At 72.7% G+C, this 15,891-nt stretch carries 5 protein-coding genes; all 5 read left to right on the top strand.

Annotated features, from left to right (window positions below; all coding sequences use genetic code 11):
• Nucleotides 1-150 precede the first annotated feature (150 nt).
• The 5 genes from ACZ4Z1_RS23120 (at nucleotide 151) to ACZ4Z1_RS23100 (ending at nucleotide 15,839) form a co-directional block, all read left to right on the top strand.
• Nucleotides 151-2,436: an ATP-binding cassette domain-containing protein gene (locus ACZ4Z1_RS23120; protein WP_468488499.1), complete on the top strand. Its 2,286-nt coding sequence runs from the start codon at nucleotides 151-153 to the stop codon at nucleotides 2,434-2,436.
• A gap of 1,603 nt (nucleotides 2,437-4,039) precedes the next feature.
• A complete protein-coding gene (locus tag ACZ4Z1_RS23115) occupies nucleotides 4,040-4,786 on the top strand; it encodes a helix-turn-helix transcriptional regulator (protein ID WP_468488498.1) in 747 nt (248 codons plus the stop codon).
• Between the two features lie 77 nt (nucleotides 4,787-4,863).
• Nucleotides 4,864-7,947, top strand: a complete 3,084-nt coding sequence (locus ACZ4Z1_RS23110) for an amino acid adenylation domain-containing protein (RefSeq protein ID WP_468488497.1) — start codon at nucleotides 4,864-4,866, stop codon at nucleotides 7,945-7,947.
• A 354-nt stretch (nucleotides 7,948-8,301) separates the two neighbouring features.
• Nucleotides 8,302-15,090: an SDR family NAD(P)-dependent oxidoreductase gene (locus ACZ4Z1_RS23105; protein WP_468488496.1), complete on the top strand. Its 6,789-nt coding sequence runs from the start codon at nucleotides 8,302-8,304 to the stop codon at nucleotides 15,088-15,090.
• Entirely contained in the window at nucleotides 15,087-15,839 is a 753-nt protein-coding gene (locus ACZ4Z1_RS23100; protein ID WP_468488495.1) for a thioesterase II family protein, read from the top strand. Before ACZ4Z1_RS23105 ends, ACZ4Z1_RS23100 begins: the two co-directional genes overlap by 4 nt.
• Nucleotides 15,840-15,891 lie beyond the last annotated feature (52 nt).

Raw genomic sequence — 15,891 nt, 5'->3', positions numbered from 1 at the left:
ACAATCTCCGTACACCGTACGCGGAAAGTGTGGGAGAGTACTCCGACGCGACGGGGGTCCGGGTCATCCGCCCGCCCTCTGCCCGCCCGGCCGCACGGGGCACCACCGCCCGGCCGCCGTACCGCCGTACAGAGGAGAAGGAAGACCGACATGCCCGCTGCCCCCTCCAGCCACCAGCCGGCCGCCGCGGACCTGCACCACGTCATCGAGGTGCGCGGCGCGCGGGAGAACAACCTCGCCGACGTCTCCCTGGACCTGCCCAAGCGGCGGCTCACCGTCTTCACCGGGGTCTCCGGATCGGGCAAGTCCTCGCTCGTCTTCGGGACCATCGCCGCCGAGGCGCAGCGGCTGATCAACGAGACGTACACCGCGTTCATCCAGTCGTTCATGCCGAGCCTCGGGCGCCCGGACGTGGACGCGCTGCGCAACCTGAGCGCCGCGATCATCGTCGACCAGGAGCGGATGGGCGCCAACTCCCGCTCCACGGTGGGCACCGCCACCGACGCGTACACCATGCTGCGGATCGTCTTCAGCCGCCTCGGCACCCCGCACATCGGCACCTCCAGCGCCTTCAGCTTCAACAGCGCCGAGGGCATGTGCCCGGAGTGCGAGGGCATCGGCCAGGTGTCGACGATCGACATCGACCAGCTCGTGGACCGGGAACGCTCCCTCGACGAAGGCGCGATCACGGTGCCCAACTTCACCGTGGACTCCTGGTACTGGCAGGTCATGGCGGGCTCCGGCTTCTTCCCGCCGGACAAGAAGCTCAAGGACTACACCGAGCAGGAGTGGCAGGACTTCCTGTACAAGCCCGCGACCAAGGTGAAGGCCGCCGCCCTCAACACCACGTACGAAGGGCTCGTCACCAAGGTCCGGCGGCTGTACCTGTCCAAGGACCGCGACGCGCTCCAGCCCCACATCCGGGCCTTCGTGGACCGGGCCGTCACCTTCGCCGACTGCCCCGCCTGCCAGGGCACCCGGCTGAGCGCCGCCGCGCTCTCCGTCACCATCGACGGCGTCGGCATCGCCCAGTGCTCGGCCATGCAGATCAGCGACCTCGCCGCCTTCCTGCGCGCGGTCGAGGACCCCTCCGTGGCGCCGCTCCTCGCCAACCTGCGCCACCTGCTCGACTCCCTCGTGGAGATCGGCCTCGGCTACCTGAGCCTGGACCGGCCCGCCGGCACCCTCTCCGGCGGCGAGGCGCAGCGCGTGAAGATGGTGCGGCACCTCGGATCCAGCCTCAGCGACGTCACGTACGTCTTCGACGAACCGACCGTCGGGCTCCATCCGCACGACATCCAGCGCATGAACGACCTGTTGCTGCGCCTGCGCGACAAGGGCAACACGGTGCTCGTCGTGGAGCACAAGCCGGAGGTCATCACCATCGCCGACCACGTCGTGGACCTCGGCCCGGGCGCCGGCACGGACGGCGGGCGGATCTGCTACTCCGGGGACGTGCCCGGTCTGCGCGCCTCCGGGACGCTGACCGGGCGGTACCTGGGCCACCGGGCCCGGCTGCGCGAGACGGTGCGCACGCCGCGCGGCGCCCTGAGAGTCGAGGGCGCGGGCCGGCACAACCTGCGGAACGTCGACGTGGAGATACCGCTGGGCGTGCTGACCGTCGTCACCGGCGTGGCGGGCTCCGGCAAGAGTTCGCTGATCCACGGGTACGTCGCGGGGCGCCCGGGCGTCGCCGTCGCCGACCAGTCACCGATCCGCGGCTCGCGCCGCTCCAACCCGGCCACCTACACCGGACTGCTGGGCCCGGTCCGTACCGCATTCGCCAAGGCCAACGGCGTCAAGGCCGCTCTGTTCAGCGCCAACTCGGAGGGCGCCTGCCCGCACTGCAACGGCATCGGGCTGGTCTACACCGACCTCGCGATGATGGCGGGGGTGGCGTCGGTGTGCGAGGAGTGCGAGGGCAAGCGGTTCACGCCGAAGGTGCTCACGTACAAGCTGCGCGGCAAGGACATCAGCGAGGTGCTGGGGATGTCCGTGGCGGAGGCGTGCGGCTTCTTCCCGTCCGGCCAGGCGCACGCCCTCCTCGGGCGGCTCGCCGACGTGGGGCTGGGCTATCTGCGGCTGGGCCAGCCGCTCAACACCCTCTCCGGCGGCGAACGGCAGCGCCTCAAACTGGCCATCCACATGAACGAGAAAACGACGACGTACGTCCTGGACGAGCCCACCACCGGACTGCACATGGCCGACGTCGACCAGTTGCTCGCCCTGCTCGACCGGCTGGTGGACGACGGCAACTCGGTGATCGTCATCGAGCACCACCAGGCGGTGATGGCGCACGCCGACTGGATCGTGGACCTCGGCCCGGGAGGCGGACACGACGGCGGCCAGGTGGTCTTCACGGGCACGCCCGCCGAACTGGTCGCCGAAGCGGACACGTTGACGGCCCGGCACCTGCGGGAGTACGTCGGGCGCTGAGGCTCCGGGCCTGGGCCGGGGCCGGCGATCGTGCCGTGCCCGGCCCGAATTGCCGGAGATCACGGGAGAAGAGGGGCGGGGGCGACGGAGTGTGAATGGAGCGGGACACCGGTGGGCTGTTCGCCGCCCGCCGGGCGGTAATGGAGGACGCGGAAACGGTCGGTTTCCGGGGCGTATACGTCAATCGCGTTCAGGAGATTGAAGGGAGAAGTCCGCTTTTGCCGGGTGGGTCGAAGTGGTGGCCTCCGGAGCGAATGCGCCGCGGGCCGAGGGGTGCGGACCAGGGGTTGATCCGGGGCCGCCGCAGGTCCCTTCAGCGGTGTGCGCCGGAGATCGCGGAGTGCGCCGGTACCGGGTTTGTGCGGTACTGCCATCGGGGGTGAACGAAAGGTTCCAGCGCCTTTCCGGAACCGGTTGGGCGCTGCCGTCTTCAGGGCGGTCATTGGGCGCTGTTGCTCGGCTTTTCCCCTCCCCGGAGTTGATCCTTCCGTCCGCGCCAAGGGCCAAGCGGAGCGCGGTGTATGCTCGGAGGGTGACGTGGATCACAAAGGGATTGACGGGCTCCGGGCCGCCAGCCAAGATCTGCGGACCAGTGGGGTCGTGAGACGAACGCCGCGCACAACGACTGGAGTTGTCGATGGGGGAGCGGGCAGCAGGCCGGTTGACGGAACGACCCGTGGATCGCCACGCCTCGTTCCCGGCAGGCCCTGATCCGTCCGGCGGTGTGCTGCCGGACCGGGCCGCACCCGGCCGTCCGGCAGCAGCGAGCCGCATCGCTGCCGCTTCGGCGCCGGCGGAACTCTTCGGGCGGGCGCGTCCCGCCGTGTCGGATTAGCCGCTTCTCACGTGTGGCCCGGGCGCAGGGGGCTTCCTGCGGCCGGCCGCCGTCAGGGCGCGCATCGGCTGTCGTGACTCCGCTGTGTCAGGTAAATGCCGAACGGGGGACGGTTCCGCATGAGGAATCCGAGAAAAACACGGGCCGCCTGCGCTTGTCGTGCGCACGGTGGCAGCAGGGGGACACCGGCCGGCGGGGTACGTCCCGGGCTGCGTCCCGGCAGGTGCGTACTGCGCGTCCTGCCCGGTGACCAGGTGCCGGTGCGGTACGCACCCGCGCGCCCACGCCGGAGCCAGGCATCTGTCCACAAAGCGTCACCCGCCGTCGGTGCGGGACGGGCGAGGGGCCGTGCGGCCCTGAGACACCGCATGTGACGCTCTCCTTTCCTGTCCGGGTGCGCCGCTCCGGCCGTACCGCGACGGGCTTCGCCGCGCCGCGGCCGTCGGCCGCTGACCGGCGTCGCGCACTTCCTCTCCTTCGGTGTACGTCTCGCCGATCCCATGACGGCGCGGTGGTACGGGCCTGAGCCGGCCCCGCTGCCGGTACCGGCCCTCCGCCTGCCGCCGCGCCCTTCCTGATCCTTCACCTCCGGACGCTTCCGGCTGCGCCGGAAGCGTTCCGTCCCGGCGCGGTCAGACGCCGGAAACACCCTTCATTCCTCTCCTCACGGTCCGCACGATTCGTACAGCGAGGTCTGTTTTGATGGATGCATGTCAGAGTGGTGAATGTACCGGCCGCCAGACGGGAACCGACCGGGCGCCCCGTCCGGTGACGGGAGACCTGCGGATCTGCGCGCGGTGCTTCGACGGGTTCCGCCACACCCTGAAATCCCTGCCCGCGCTCTACCGGCAGTGCGAGAACATGCTGGCGGCGGCGCCCCAGGAAGGCCAGAAGGTCTCCGGCACCCGGTCCTACGGCATCAAGCTCAACGCGGTCGCGGTGGAGGCCCGGGACACCTTGCGGGCCCGCCTGCTGGCCTGGTGCGACCTGGTGGCCGCGGAACGCGCCCCCGACACGGCGGACGGCGGCGCCCCGCCGGAACGCACCGTCGAAGCCATGACCTCCTTCCTGCTGCGGCACGCACGGTGGCTGTGCGGCCACCCGGCGGCCGGCGACGTGGTGACCGAGATCGCCGAGACCGCGGCCACCGCGACCCGCGCCGCCTATCCGCAGCAGACCCGCCGGTTCCGGGTCGGCCCCTGCGTCGAGGTCAGCTGCGGCGGCTCGCTGGTCGCCGTGATCCGCGCCGACGAACAACTGCTGCCCAGCGAGGTCCGCTGCGACGTGGACACCCAGCACGTCTGGCCCGCGCACCAGTGGCGGGAGCTGGAACGGCAGGTGACCCGGCAGAGCCAGTCCGGTCTGCGCTGGCTGACCGCCAAGGAGGTCTCGCAGCTCTGGCGGCTGTCCATCAGCAACGTCTACCGGCTCGCCTCCGAGAACAGCTGGCGCCGCCGCACGAGCGGCCGCCGCGTCTATTACTTCAAGGCCGATGTGCTCGCGTCCGTCGGCTGAGGCCGGACCGCCGGCCACCTGCCAGGGGTGCACCGGCCCACACGCCACACGACCTCCGGCGAAGGAGCGAGCGCACCATGAACGACCGTACGTCACGCACGACGAAGGCCCCCATATCGCTGCTGGACGCCTTCCGAGCGACAGTGGCCGCACATCCGCTGCGGACCGCGGTGAAATGCGCCGGGCGGAGCCTCACCTACGCGGACCTCGACCGGGAATCCTCCCGGCTCGCGGTACACATACGCAAAACAGCGCCTTCCCCTGGACAACCGGTCGCCATTCTGCTCGACCGGTCCGTCGAGATGGTGGTGGCGGCCGTCGCCGTACTGAAAGCGGGAGCTTCCTACCTTCCGCTGGACCCGGCGTCTCCGGTGGCGAGAAACGCGTACATTCTCCAGGAAGCCGAGCCTGCCGCCGTGGTGATTTCACGGCAGCCGGCTGCGGAACCGCCCCCGGGAATCAACAGCATTCCGGTGGAGGAATGCCTGCGGGACGGGCCGGACGCCGGCCCCGAATCCGAGCCGATACCGGCCGGACAGCGCGCGTACGTCATCTTCACCTCCGGTACGACGGGCCGCCCCAAAGGCGTGGAGGTCTCGCACGCGAACGTGCTGCGGCTCTTCTCGGCGACCGAGAACCTCTTCGGTTTCACCGCCGACGACGTATGGACGGTCTTCCATTCCTTCGCCTTCGACTTCTCGGTCTGGGAGATCTGGGGCGCGCTCCTGTACGGCGGCTGCGCCGTGATCGTTCCCGGCGACGTCGCCAAGGACCCGGCCGCCTTCCGCGAACTCCTCGGGCGCGAGCGGGTGACCGTCCTCAACCAGACGCCCTCGGCGTTTTGGCAGCTCGCGGCCGAGGACGCGCGCCACCCCGGGCGGCTCCCGCTGCGCCACGTCGTCTTCGGCGGCGAGGCCCTGGACTTCGCCGGGCTCGCGGGGTGGACGGACAAGTACGGCGACACCGCGCCGTCCCTGGTCAACATGTACGGCATCACCGAGACCACCGTGCACGCGTCCTACCACCGGATACGCCGGGCGGACGTGGCGGCCGGGCCCAGCGTCATCGGCCGCCCGCTGCCCGACCTCGACCTGCACCTGGTCGACGCGGACCTCGGCCCCGTCGCTCCGGGGGAGGCGGGCGAGATGGTGGTGACCGGTCCCGGCGTCAGCCTCGGTTACCTCGGGCGCCCGGAGCTGACCGCCGAGCGCTTCGTGACACTGCCGGGCCGGGACGGGCGGCCCGTCCGGGGCTACCGGTCGGGAGACCTGGCCCGCCTGCGCGCCGACGGACTCCTGGAGTACCTGGGCCGGGCCGACAGCCAGGTGAAGATCCGCGGGTTCCGTATCGAACTGGGCGAGGTGGAGGCCGCTCTGGCGCGTCACCCGGGGGTGAGTCAGGCCGCGGCCGCCGTACGGGAGTCCCGCGACGGCACCCCGAGGCTGCTCGGGCACGTGGTCCCGGTGCCCGGGACCGTACCGGACCTCCGCGCGATCCGTGTGTTCGCCGCTCGGGAACTGCCGCCCTACATGGTCCCCGCGGCGATCGGAACGCTGGACGCGCTGCCGCTCACCGGCAACGGCAAGCTGGACCGGGCCGCGCTCCCGGACGTCACCGCGACCGGCCGGGCGGCCGTCGCACCCCGGACCGGTGAAGAAACGATGCTCTGCTCGCTCTTCGCCGAGCTGCTGGAACGCGAACCGGTCGGCATCTACGACGACTTCTTCGAACTGGGCGGCCATTCGCTCCTCGCCACCGGCCTCCTCCACCGCATCCGCGCCGCCTTCGAGGAACCGCGGTACCGGAAACTGCCGCTGTCGCAGATCTACCGCACCCCGACCGCCGCGGGACTCGCCCGGTGGCTCGGCCGGGCGGACCCGCCCGGCACGCCGCAGCCCCCGGAGCCGGCCGGCCTGCTCAGCCCGCAGCAGGCCGACATGCTCGTCCAGCACGTCTTCGACCCCGACGGCCTCAACGAGCACTGCACGATGGGCTGGCGGATCGACGGCGAACTGGACACCGGGGCGCTGCGCAGCGCCGTCGGGCACCTGCACCGGCGGCACGAGGCGCTGCGGACCTCCTACCGGCTGGAGGAGGAGCCGGTCGCCGAACCGGCCGACGTGCCGCCGCCCGAGGTGACGGTACGGACGGCACCGACGGCCGAGCAGGCCCACGCCGTCCTGCGGGACGTACTCGGGCAGCCGTTCACGCTGGAAACGGCGGAGATCTGGCGGGTCGCCGTGGTCACGGTCGCGGGCAGCACGTCCCACCTGCTGGGCATCGCCGCCCACCACATCGCCGTCGACGGCTGGTCCGAGTCGATCATGGCGAGGGAGCTGGCCACCGCCTACGAGGCGGCACTGGCCGGACGCGCCCCCGCCCTCGCCCCGGCACCCACGCTGCGCCAGGTGGCCCGGGCGCGCCACACCCATCTGGACGGCGCGGAGGTGCAGGCACAGCAGGACCACTGGCTGGCGGAGCTGGCGGACATACCCCAACTGGTGTACCCGCAGGGGCCCGGAGAGCTCGGGCCCCGCGGCCGCCCCGAGGTGCTGGAGGTGCCGCTGCCTCCGGGAGCGCTCGACCAGGTCGCGTGCCGCGCGGAGGCGCACGGGACGACCCCGTACGCCGTCCTCCTGACCGCGTACGGCAGGGCGGTGGCCGAGGTGGCGGGCCGGCGGGACTTCGGCGTCGGCACCCCGGTCGCGCTGCGCGGTGACAGCGTGCTGGACACCGCGGTGAGCTGCCTGATCGACGTGCTGTGCATGCGGCTGCGGTTCACCGCGGGGGCGACCGACGCCGAGGACCTGGCCGCGGTCACCGCGACCGTACGGGGCGCCTTCGCCGCCCAGGACGTGCCCCTCGGCGACGTCGTACGGCTGCTGAACCCGCCACGCGACGAGCGGCCGCCGCTGTTCCAGACGATGTTCGCGCTGCAGGACAACGCGCCCGCGCCGCTGGACCTGCCAGGGGCCCGCAGCGCGTTCTTCCGCCCCGCGCCCTTCGGGATCCCCAGCGAACTGGTCGCCGAGATACGGCCGTACCGCGCCGACGGGCCGCATCTGGTCGTCAGCTACCGGCCCGACCGGGTCCCGGCCGCGTTCGCCACCGCACTCGGCGCGTGCTTCCCCGGCCGGCTGGCGCGTCTGACGGCGCTCTGACCGGAGGCCGTCGCCCCGGATCCGGTGCCGGCACCCGGGGCGGCGGAACCCGTACGGCAGAAAGCTCTTGACACGGGTGTCACCCGGCTAAGAATATGTATCTCAGAGTGGCCAAAGTGTCTGGTCAATCTGGTCGCGGCGGTAGAACCGGTCCCGAGTGTCCGCACCGGCCCGTCGCCTTTCTCCTTCTTTCTCCTCCCGGCGCGCGTGCGCCGCGTATCCCGGCCCGCCGACCGTGTGCACGGTCGCCGGGCCGGTGTGCGTGACCGCCCCTCGCGAACGGGGCATTGCCGCGCCGTACCGAGAAGCCGTCCTGGCGGGCGGGCGCAATCCGGCGACAGAATGGGTGGCCCAGTGCAAGACGCCTATGGTGAGCAGGAATTCGGCTGCGACGTCGCCATTGTCGGCATGGCCGGACGTTTTCCCGGCGCTCCCGATCTCGACCGGTTCTGGCGCAACCTGTGCGACGGTAAAGAAACCGTCAGTTTCTTCGACGACGACGAACTGGCCGCGGCGGGCGTACCCGCGCAGGAATTCTCCCGGCCCGACTACGTCAAGGCCGGTGCCCGCACGGAAGGCATCGACCTCTTCGACGCCGAGTTCTTCGGCTACACCCCGCGGGAAGCCGCGATCATGGACCCGCAGCACCGGATCTTCCTGGAGACGGTGTGGGAGGCGCTGGAGAACGCCGGCTGCCGCCCCGACCGCGCCGAGGGCGGCGTCGGCGTCTTCGGCGGCGCGGGCACCAGCGCGTACCTCTCCCACGTGTTCGCGAACCTGGAAGGCGGCGCCGCCATCGGCGCCTCCAACGTCGGCATCGGCAACGAACTGGGCTTCCTGACCACCCGGATCTCCTACAAGCTCGACCTCAGGGGCCCGAGCGTCCCCGTGCACACGGCGTGCTCCAGCTCCCTGGTCGCGGTCCACCTGGCGTGCCAGAGCCTGCTGAACCACGAGTGCGGTACGGCGATCGCGGGCGGCGTCGCCTTCAAGGTGCCGCCGCTGCGGGGCTACCGCTACCAGGAGAGCGGCATCATGTCGCCGGACGGCCACTGCCGGCCGTTCGACGCGCACGGCGACGGCACGGTCTTCAACAACGGTGTGGGCGCCGTCGTCCTGAAGCGGCTGGCCGACGCGCTGGCCGCGAACGACACGATCCACGCCGTCATCAAGGGCACCGCGGTCAACAACGACGGTTCCGGCAAGGCGAGTTTCACCGCGCCGGGCGTAGCCGGCCAGTCCGCCGTCGTCCTGGAGGCGCTGGGCGTCGCCGACGTGGGCGCCGACAGCATCAGCTACGTCGAGGCGCACGGGAGCGGCACGAAGATCGGCGACTCCATCGAGGTCGAGGCGCTGACCAGGGCCTTCCGGCAGAGCACCGACCGCACCGGCTACTGCGCCCTCGGCTCGGTCAAGTCCAACCTCGGCCACCTCGACGCCGCCGCGGGCATCGCCGGACTGCTCAAGACCACCCTCTCCCTGCGGCACGGCATGGTGCCGCCCACGGTCCACTTCACCGAGCCCAACGCCGACATCGACTTCGCCCGGACCCCGTTCCGCGTCCAGGGGGAGCTGACCCCCTGGGAGCGGCAGGACGGACCGCGCCGCGCCGGTGTCAGCGCCTTCGGCTTCGGCGGCACCAACGCCCACGTCGTCCTGGAGGAGGCCCCCGCGCCGGACGCGCCGGCCCCGGCCCGCCCGTCGCAGGTGCTCGTCCTGTCCGCCCGTACCCCACAGGCCCTGGACCAGGCCACCGACCGGCTCGCGGCGCACCTGAGCGGCGAACCGCAGCCGCTCGTCGACACCGCCTTCACGCTCGCCCTGGGCCGCGCGGAGTTCCGCCACCGCCGCACCGTCGTCGCCGCGACCGCCGCCGAGGCCGCCGCGGCGCTCCTCGCCCGCGACCCGGCGCTGGTCTCGACCGGCGAGGCCGCCGGCGCCCCGCCGTCCGTCGCGATGCTCTTCACCGGCCAGGGTTCCCAGTACGCCGGTACGGCCGACGAACTGTACGCCCAGGAGCCGGTGTTCCGGGCCGCCGTCGACCGCTGCGCCGCCGTGCTGGCCGCCGAGCTGGACCGGGACGTACGCGACCTGCTCGTCCGCGGCGCCGGGGACGCCGAGGCCGACCGGCTGCCGGCTCGTACCGAGTACGCCCAGCCTGCCCTGTTCACCCTCGAATACGCGCTGGCGCGGCTGTGGAACTCCTGGGGCGTCACTCCGAGCGCCATGATCGGGCACAGCCTCGGCGAGTACGTGGCCGCCTGCCTGGCCGGCGTCTTCACCCTCGACGACGCACTGCGCCTGGTGAGCCTGCGCGGGCGGCTGATGCAGCAGCAGGCGCCCGGCGCCATGCTCAGCGTCTCCGCCGACCGGGCCACCGCCGAGGCCCTGCTGACCGAAGGGCTGTCCCTGGCGGCGCACAACGGCCCGGCCGACTGCGTCGTCGCGGGCCCCGCCGAGGCAGTCGCCCGGTACGCGGACGCCGCGGCGCGCCAGGGCATCGCGGCCCGGCCCGTACCGACGTCCCACGCCTTCCACTCGGCGCTGATGCGGCCCGTGGTGGAGCCGTTCACCGAGGCCGTGGCCGCGGTGCCGCGCGGCGAGCCCACCCTGCCGTTCGTCTCCAACGTCACCGGCACCTGGATCACCGCCGAGCAGGCGACCGACCCCGCCTACTGGGGACGGCACCTCCTCGCCACCGTCGCGTTCGCCGACGGCATCGCGACCCTCGCCGAGGAACCGGACCTGGCCTTCCTCGAAGTCGGCCCCGGCCAGACCCTGCGCAGTCTGGTCACACGGTGCCTCCCTGACGACGACCCGCGCACCGTCGCCGCCTCGCTGCCGCACCCGCGCTCCGGACGCGGCAAACTGGCGTCCGCGCAGCGCGCGCTGGGCCTGCTGTGGCAGGCCGGCGTCGCCCCCGACTGGGCCGCTTACCACCAGAACGAGAACCCCCACCGCGTACCGCTGCCGACCTACCCCTTCGAGCGCAAGCGCTACTGGCTCGAAGCCGCGCCCGCCGCCCCCGCCGCCCCGGCCGCGCGGCCGGCCGCCGGGCCGCACCCGCTCCTCGACGAGCTGCTGGTCCACACGGTCGACGAGGTGGTCTTCCGCACCGACTTCGACCTCGAACGGCACTGGGTGCTCAGCGAGCACAAGATGCTGTCCGAGGCCATCGTGCCCGGGACGACGTACCTGGAGATGGCGCGCGCGGCGGGCTCGGTGCTCCTCGGCGCGCCGGTGACGGCCGTCACCGAGACGGAGTTCCAGATCCCGCTGCTGGTCACGGCGGACCGGCCGCGGACCGCGCACACCATCGTCCGGCACGCCACCGGCGGCGCCGAGTTCAAGGTGGTCAGCCACGACCCGGCCGCCCCCGCGGGACAGCAGTGGACCCTGCACGTACGCGGCAGCCTCACCGCCGACGCGCAGCCGGCCCGGCCGCCCGAGGACGTGGACGAACTGCTGTCCCGCTGCGGCCTCAAGACCGTGGACACCGCGGCGCTCCAGGCCGCCCACCAGGTGATGGACTTCGGCAGCCGCTGGCAGGGCAGCCTGCGGACGGTCGATGTCGGTGTCCGCTGTGCCGCCGGGCGGCTGGAGCTGCCCGCCCCGTACGCGGACGAGACCGGCACCTACCAGCTGCACCCGGCACTGCTCGACCAGGCGACCGGGTTCCACCAGTGGGCGATGTTCGACGGCGCACAGGACGGCGACCAGGGCGGGGACGGCACCGGCGGCGGCTTCTACCTGCCGCTGGCCTACGACCGGCTGACCGTCCACGCCCCGATGCCCGCCCGCTGCCTGAGCTTCATCCGGCCCACCGACGGGTTCCGGCAGAGCGCGGAGATCCGTAAGGCCGACGTCCTGGTCTGCGCCATGGACGGCACCGTCGTCCTGGACATCGAGGGTTTCACGGCGAAGCGGGTCAACAGCCCCCGGCGCACCATCCAGAACGCGCGCGCCACGGCCGTGCACCACACCCTGCACTGGATCCCCGCCGCACCCGGCGGGCACGAGCCGCGCGAGGTCCGGCGGGCGCTGGTGGCCGGTGCGCCGTCGGCCCTGCGCGACACGACGACGGCGTGCCTGCGGGACGCGGGCGTACACGTGGAGACGGCCGCGCCGGACACCGACTGGACCGGCCACGACCTGCCGGCGGACATCGTGTACGTGGCGGAGGGCGCCGCGGACGGCCCCTACGACCTGCCCGCCCAGCGACGGCTGTTCGACAGCGGCGTCATGGGCCTGCTGCGCCTGGCGCAGGAACTGGGACAGCGGGGCGCCGACGCCCGGCGGATCACGGTCGTCGCGCCGTACGTCAACAGCGTCACCGGCGACGAGCCGTATCTCGTACCCGCTCACTCGGCGCTGTTCGGACTCGCCAAGGTCATCGGCCAGGAGCACCACCAGATCAGCTGCCGTTGCATGGACGTCGCGGACGACGTGCCGCCGCAGACGCTGGTGGCGGAGATCCTGTCCGGCGACCCCCTCGGGCAGGTCGCCCTCCGCGCGCAGGACCGGTACGCCGCAGAGCTCGTCGCGGCGGCACTGGACACCGCCGATACGGAGGACGGGCCGGCCGGCGACGGCGTGCACCTCATCACCGGCGGTCTCGGCGGCCTCGGCCTGGAGATCGCCCGGTCCGTCGGCGCCCGGCGGCCCGGCGCGAAGATCGCTCTGGTCGGCCGGAGGGCGGTGCCGCCCCGCGAGAAGTGGCCCGCGATCCTGCGGGACGGCCCGGCCCGGCAGGCCGGACAGGTCCGGGCGCTCCAGGAGCTGGCCGAGCGGGGCGCTCACGTCGTCTGTCACCAGGGCGATGTCGCGGACGAGGCCGACATGGCGCGGGTCGTCGCCGCCGTACGCGAGGACCTCGGCCGGATCACCCGGGTCGTGCACGCGGCGGGCACGGCCGGTGACGGCTTCCTGCTGCGCAAACCGGCCGAGGTCTTCGCCGCCACCCTCGCGCCCAAGGCCAACGGCGCGCTGGTACTGGACACCGTCACCGCCGACGACCCGCCGGAGATGATCCTGTTCAGCTCGACCACCTCGCTGTTCGGCGCGGCGGGACAGAGCGACTACACGGCCGCCAACCTCCACCTCGACGGCTTCGCGGCCTGGCGCACGAAGCGCGGCGCGCGCACGGTCACCGTCAACTGGACGGACTGGCTCGGCACCGGCATGGCCGCCGACCACGGGGTCCAGCAGGACCAGGGGTTCTTCCGCTCCGTCGGTATCGAGGACGGCGTCGCGAGCTACGAGGCGATCACCCGGTCGCCGCTCACCCAGGTGATCGTCGGCGAGATCAACCACGACATGCTGGGGATGCTGGACCCCGAAGCGCTGCGCGCCCGGATGGCGACCGCGCCCCTGCTGCTGAGTGAGCCGATCCGGCGGACCGTGGCCGCGCGCTCGGCCGCGGCCGGCCGGCCTCAGTCCGCGACCGCCCCGGCGGCACCCACCGCCGTCACTCTGCTCGGCCGCGCCGACGACGCGTACACCGGCCTCGAACGCGACCTGGGGCGCCTGTGGGCGGCCGAGTTCGGCCTCGGCGAGATCAACATCTCCGCGAGCCTCTTCGACCTCGGCGGTGACTCACTGCTCGCCCTGCGCCTGGCCAACAGCCTCCAGCAGGCCCTCGGCGTCCGACTGACCATCGCCGACCTGTTCGCCCACCCGACCGTCGCCGACCTCGCGGCCCACCTGGCACCGGAGCAGGACGCCTCCGGGGCCGCGCGCAAGCACGAGGACACGGGCGCCCGCCACGACGGAGCCACCGGCACCGGCGCCGGTTTCGAGCTGTGGAACGCCCAGCAGGGGCTCTGGCTCCAGCACCAGCTGGGGGAGGGCCGCGCGGAGCTGAACCTGCCGGTGTGGCAGTACGTCCACGAAGAGGTCGACGTGCCGGCCTTCCGTACGGCCATCGCCTTCCTCGCCGAACGGCACCAGGCCCTGCGGCTCGCCTTCGAGGACACCGAGCACGGGCCGCGCCAGAAGGTGCTGCGTGACCACACCCCGGACGTACCGCTGATCGACCTCTCGGCGGCCGCAGACCCGGCCGGCGAGGCGGAACGCCTCATCCACCAGGACAACGCGACCCCGTTCGACGACCTGGCTGCACCGCCGGTCCGCGTCAAGATCTACCGGCTGGCCGCCGCGCACCACTGCGTCTACCTGAACGTGCACCACATCGTCGCGGACGGCACCAGCATGGGCATCCTGCTGCGGGAGCTGCTCACCACCTACCAGGCGGTCGTGGCGGGTGAGGCACCACCGCTGCCACCCCTGCCGGTGACGTTCGAAGGGTTCGTACGCGACCGGCGGGAGTGGCTGGCCGGACCGGACAGCGAGGCGATGCGCGCCTACTGGCTCGGCGAACTGCGCGCCCCGCTGCCGACGCTGCACGTGGGGGACTACGACGGGCCCACCGAGGACGTCGTCAACGAAACGCTGGACTTCACGGCCGGGCCCGACCTCACCGCGGGACTGGGCCGGCTGGCCAAGGAGCTGGACGTCACCCTGCACGTCCTGCTGCTCAGCGCGTTCGCGGCCGCGCTGCGCGACGTGGGCGGGGACGACGACATCGTGGTCTGCGTGCCGTTCTCCGGCCGGGACACCAAGGAACTGGAAGGCATGGTGGGCACGTTCGTCAACCCGCTGTCGGTGCGCCTGACGATGTCCGGCACCGACACCTTCGGTGACCTGGTCCGCCGCGCCCAGCGCAAGAGCGTCGGCTCGTACGCGCACAGCCGCTACCCGTTCGCGCGGCTGGTGGAACAGGTCGGCGCAGCGGCACGGACCGGCCGCAACCCGGTCTTCTCCTGCGCGTTCCAGTTCACGGACTTCCTGCCCCCGGCCTACCAGACCTCGCAGCTCGACATCTGCCTGTACGGCAAGCCGAGCGACGACGGGCTCGCCCTGCGCTTCAACTACAACTCCCGCCGCCTCACCCGGAGCGAGGTGCTGGACATCCAGGCGGGCTTCCTCGCCGTATTGCGGCAGGCACTGGAGGACGCGACCGTGACCCTGTCCGGCCTGGCCGAGCCGCTGCGCGCGGCGCGGCGCGAACGCCTGGCCGCCCCGGCCAAGGGCCGCCGGCTGGGGAGCCTGCGGCAGCGCGCGACGGACGGAGCCACCCGGTGAACGCACTGCTCAGACCGCTCGCCGTCCGCCCGCGCGCGGACACCCGGCTGTTCTGCTTCCCGTACGCCGGAGGCGGGCTCTCGGCCTTCCGCGGGTGGGCCGACGGGCTGCCGGACGCCGTCGAGCCGTGGGCGGTGCAGCTGCCCGGCCGCGAGGACCGCACCGGGGCGCCGCCGCTCGACCGGATGAGCCAGGTGCTCAACGCCCTCGTCCCGGCCGTGATCCCCTGCCTGGACCGGCCGTTCGCGTTCTTCGGGCACAGCATGGGCGCCCTGATCGCCTGGGAGCTGGCGCGTGCGCTGCAACGGCTGGAGGCGGGCGCACCGCAGCGGCTGTTCGTCTCCGGATGCGTGCCGCCGCAGAGCCGGACCGTCCCCGACCCGCCGCTGCACACCCGCCCCGACGCGGACCTGATCCGTACGCTGCGGGACTGGCACGCCACCCCCGAGGCCGTCCTCGCGGACCCGGAGCTGATGGCGCTGCTGCTGCCCGCGATCCGGGCCGACCTGGCCGTCGTGGAGAACCACCGGTTCGCCGCGTCGACCCCGCTGGCCTGCCCGGTCACCGCCTTCGGCGGCACGGAGGACGGCCCGGCCGACGGGGCGCCGCTGGAGCGCTGGGGCGAGCTGACGGCCGGCGGGTTCGACCTGCGGATGTTCCCCGGCGACCACTTCTTCGTGCACGCGGCGCGCCCCGCCGTCCTGGCGGAGATCGCCGGGCGGCTCGCCGCCGCGCACCGCGCCGTCTGACGGCACCACCGCCGGGACCTCCGGCACGTACCCGGCACACCGCCGCGACGGC

Source organism: Streptomyces sp. NPDC030165 (genome assembly GCF_055573595.1).
Note: the sequence above shows the minus strand (reverse complement) of the source record. Positions and strands in the feature narration are given on the sequence as shown.

Excerpts from the sequence above, each read along its gene's own strand:
- ACZ4Z1_RS23120 (WP_468488499.1), top strand. The coding sequence starts at position 151 with ATGCCCGCTGCCCCCTCCAGCCACCAGCCGGCCGCCGCGGACCTGCAC.
- ACZ4Z1_RS23110 (WP_468488497.1), top strand. The coding sequence starts at position 4,864 with ATGAACGACCGTACGTCACGCACGACGAAGGCCCCCATATCGCTGCTG.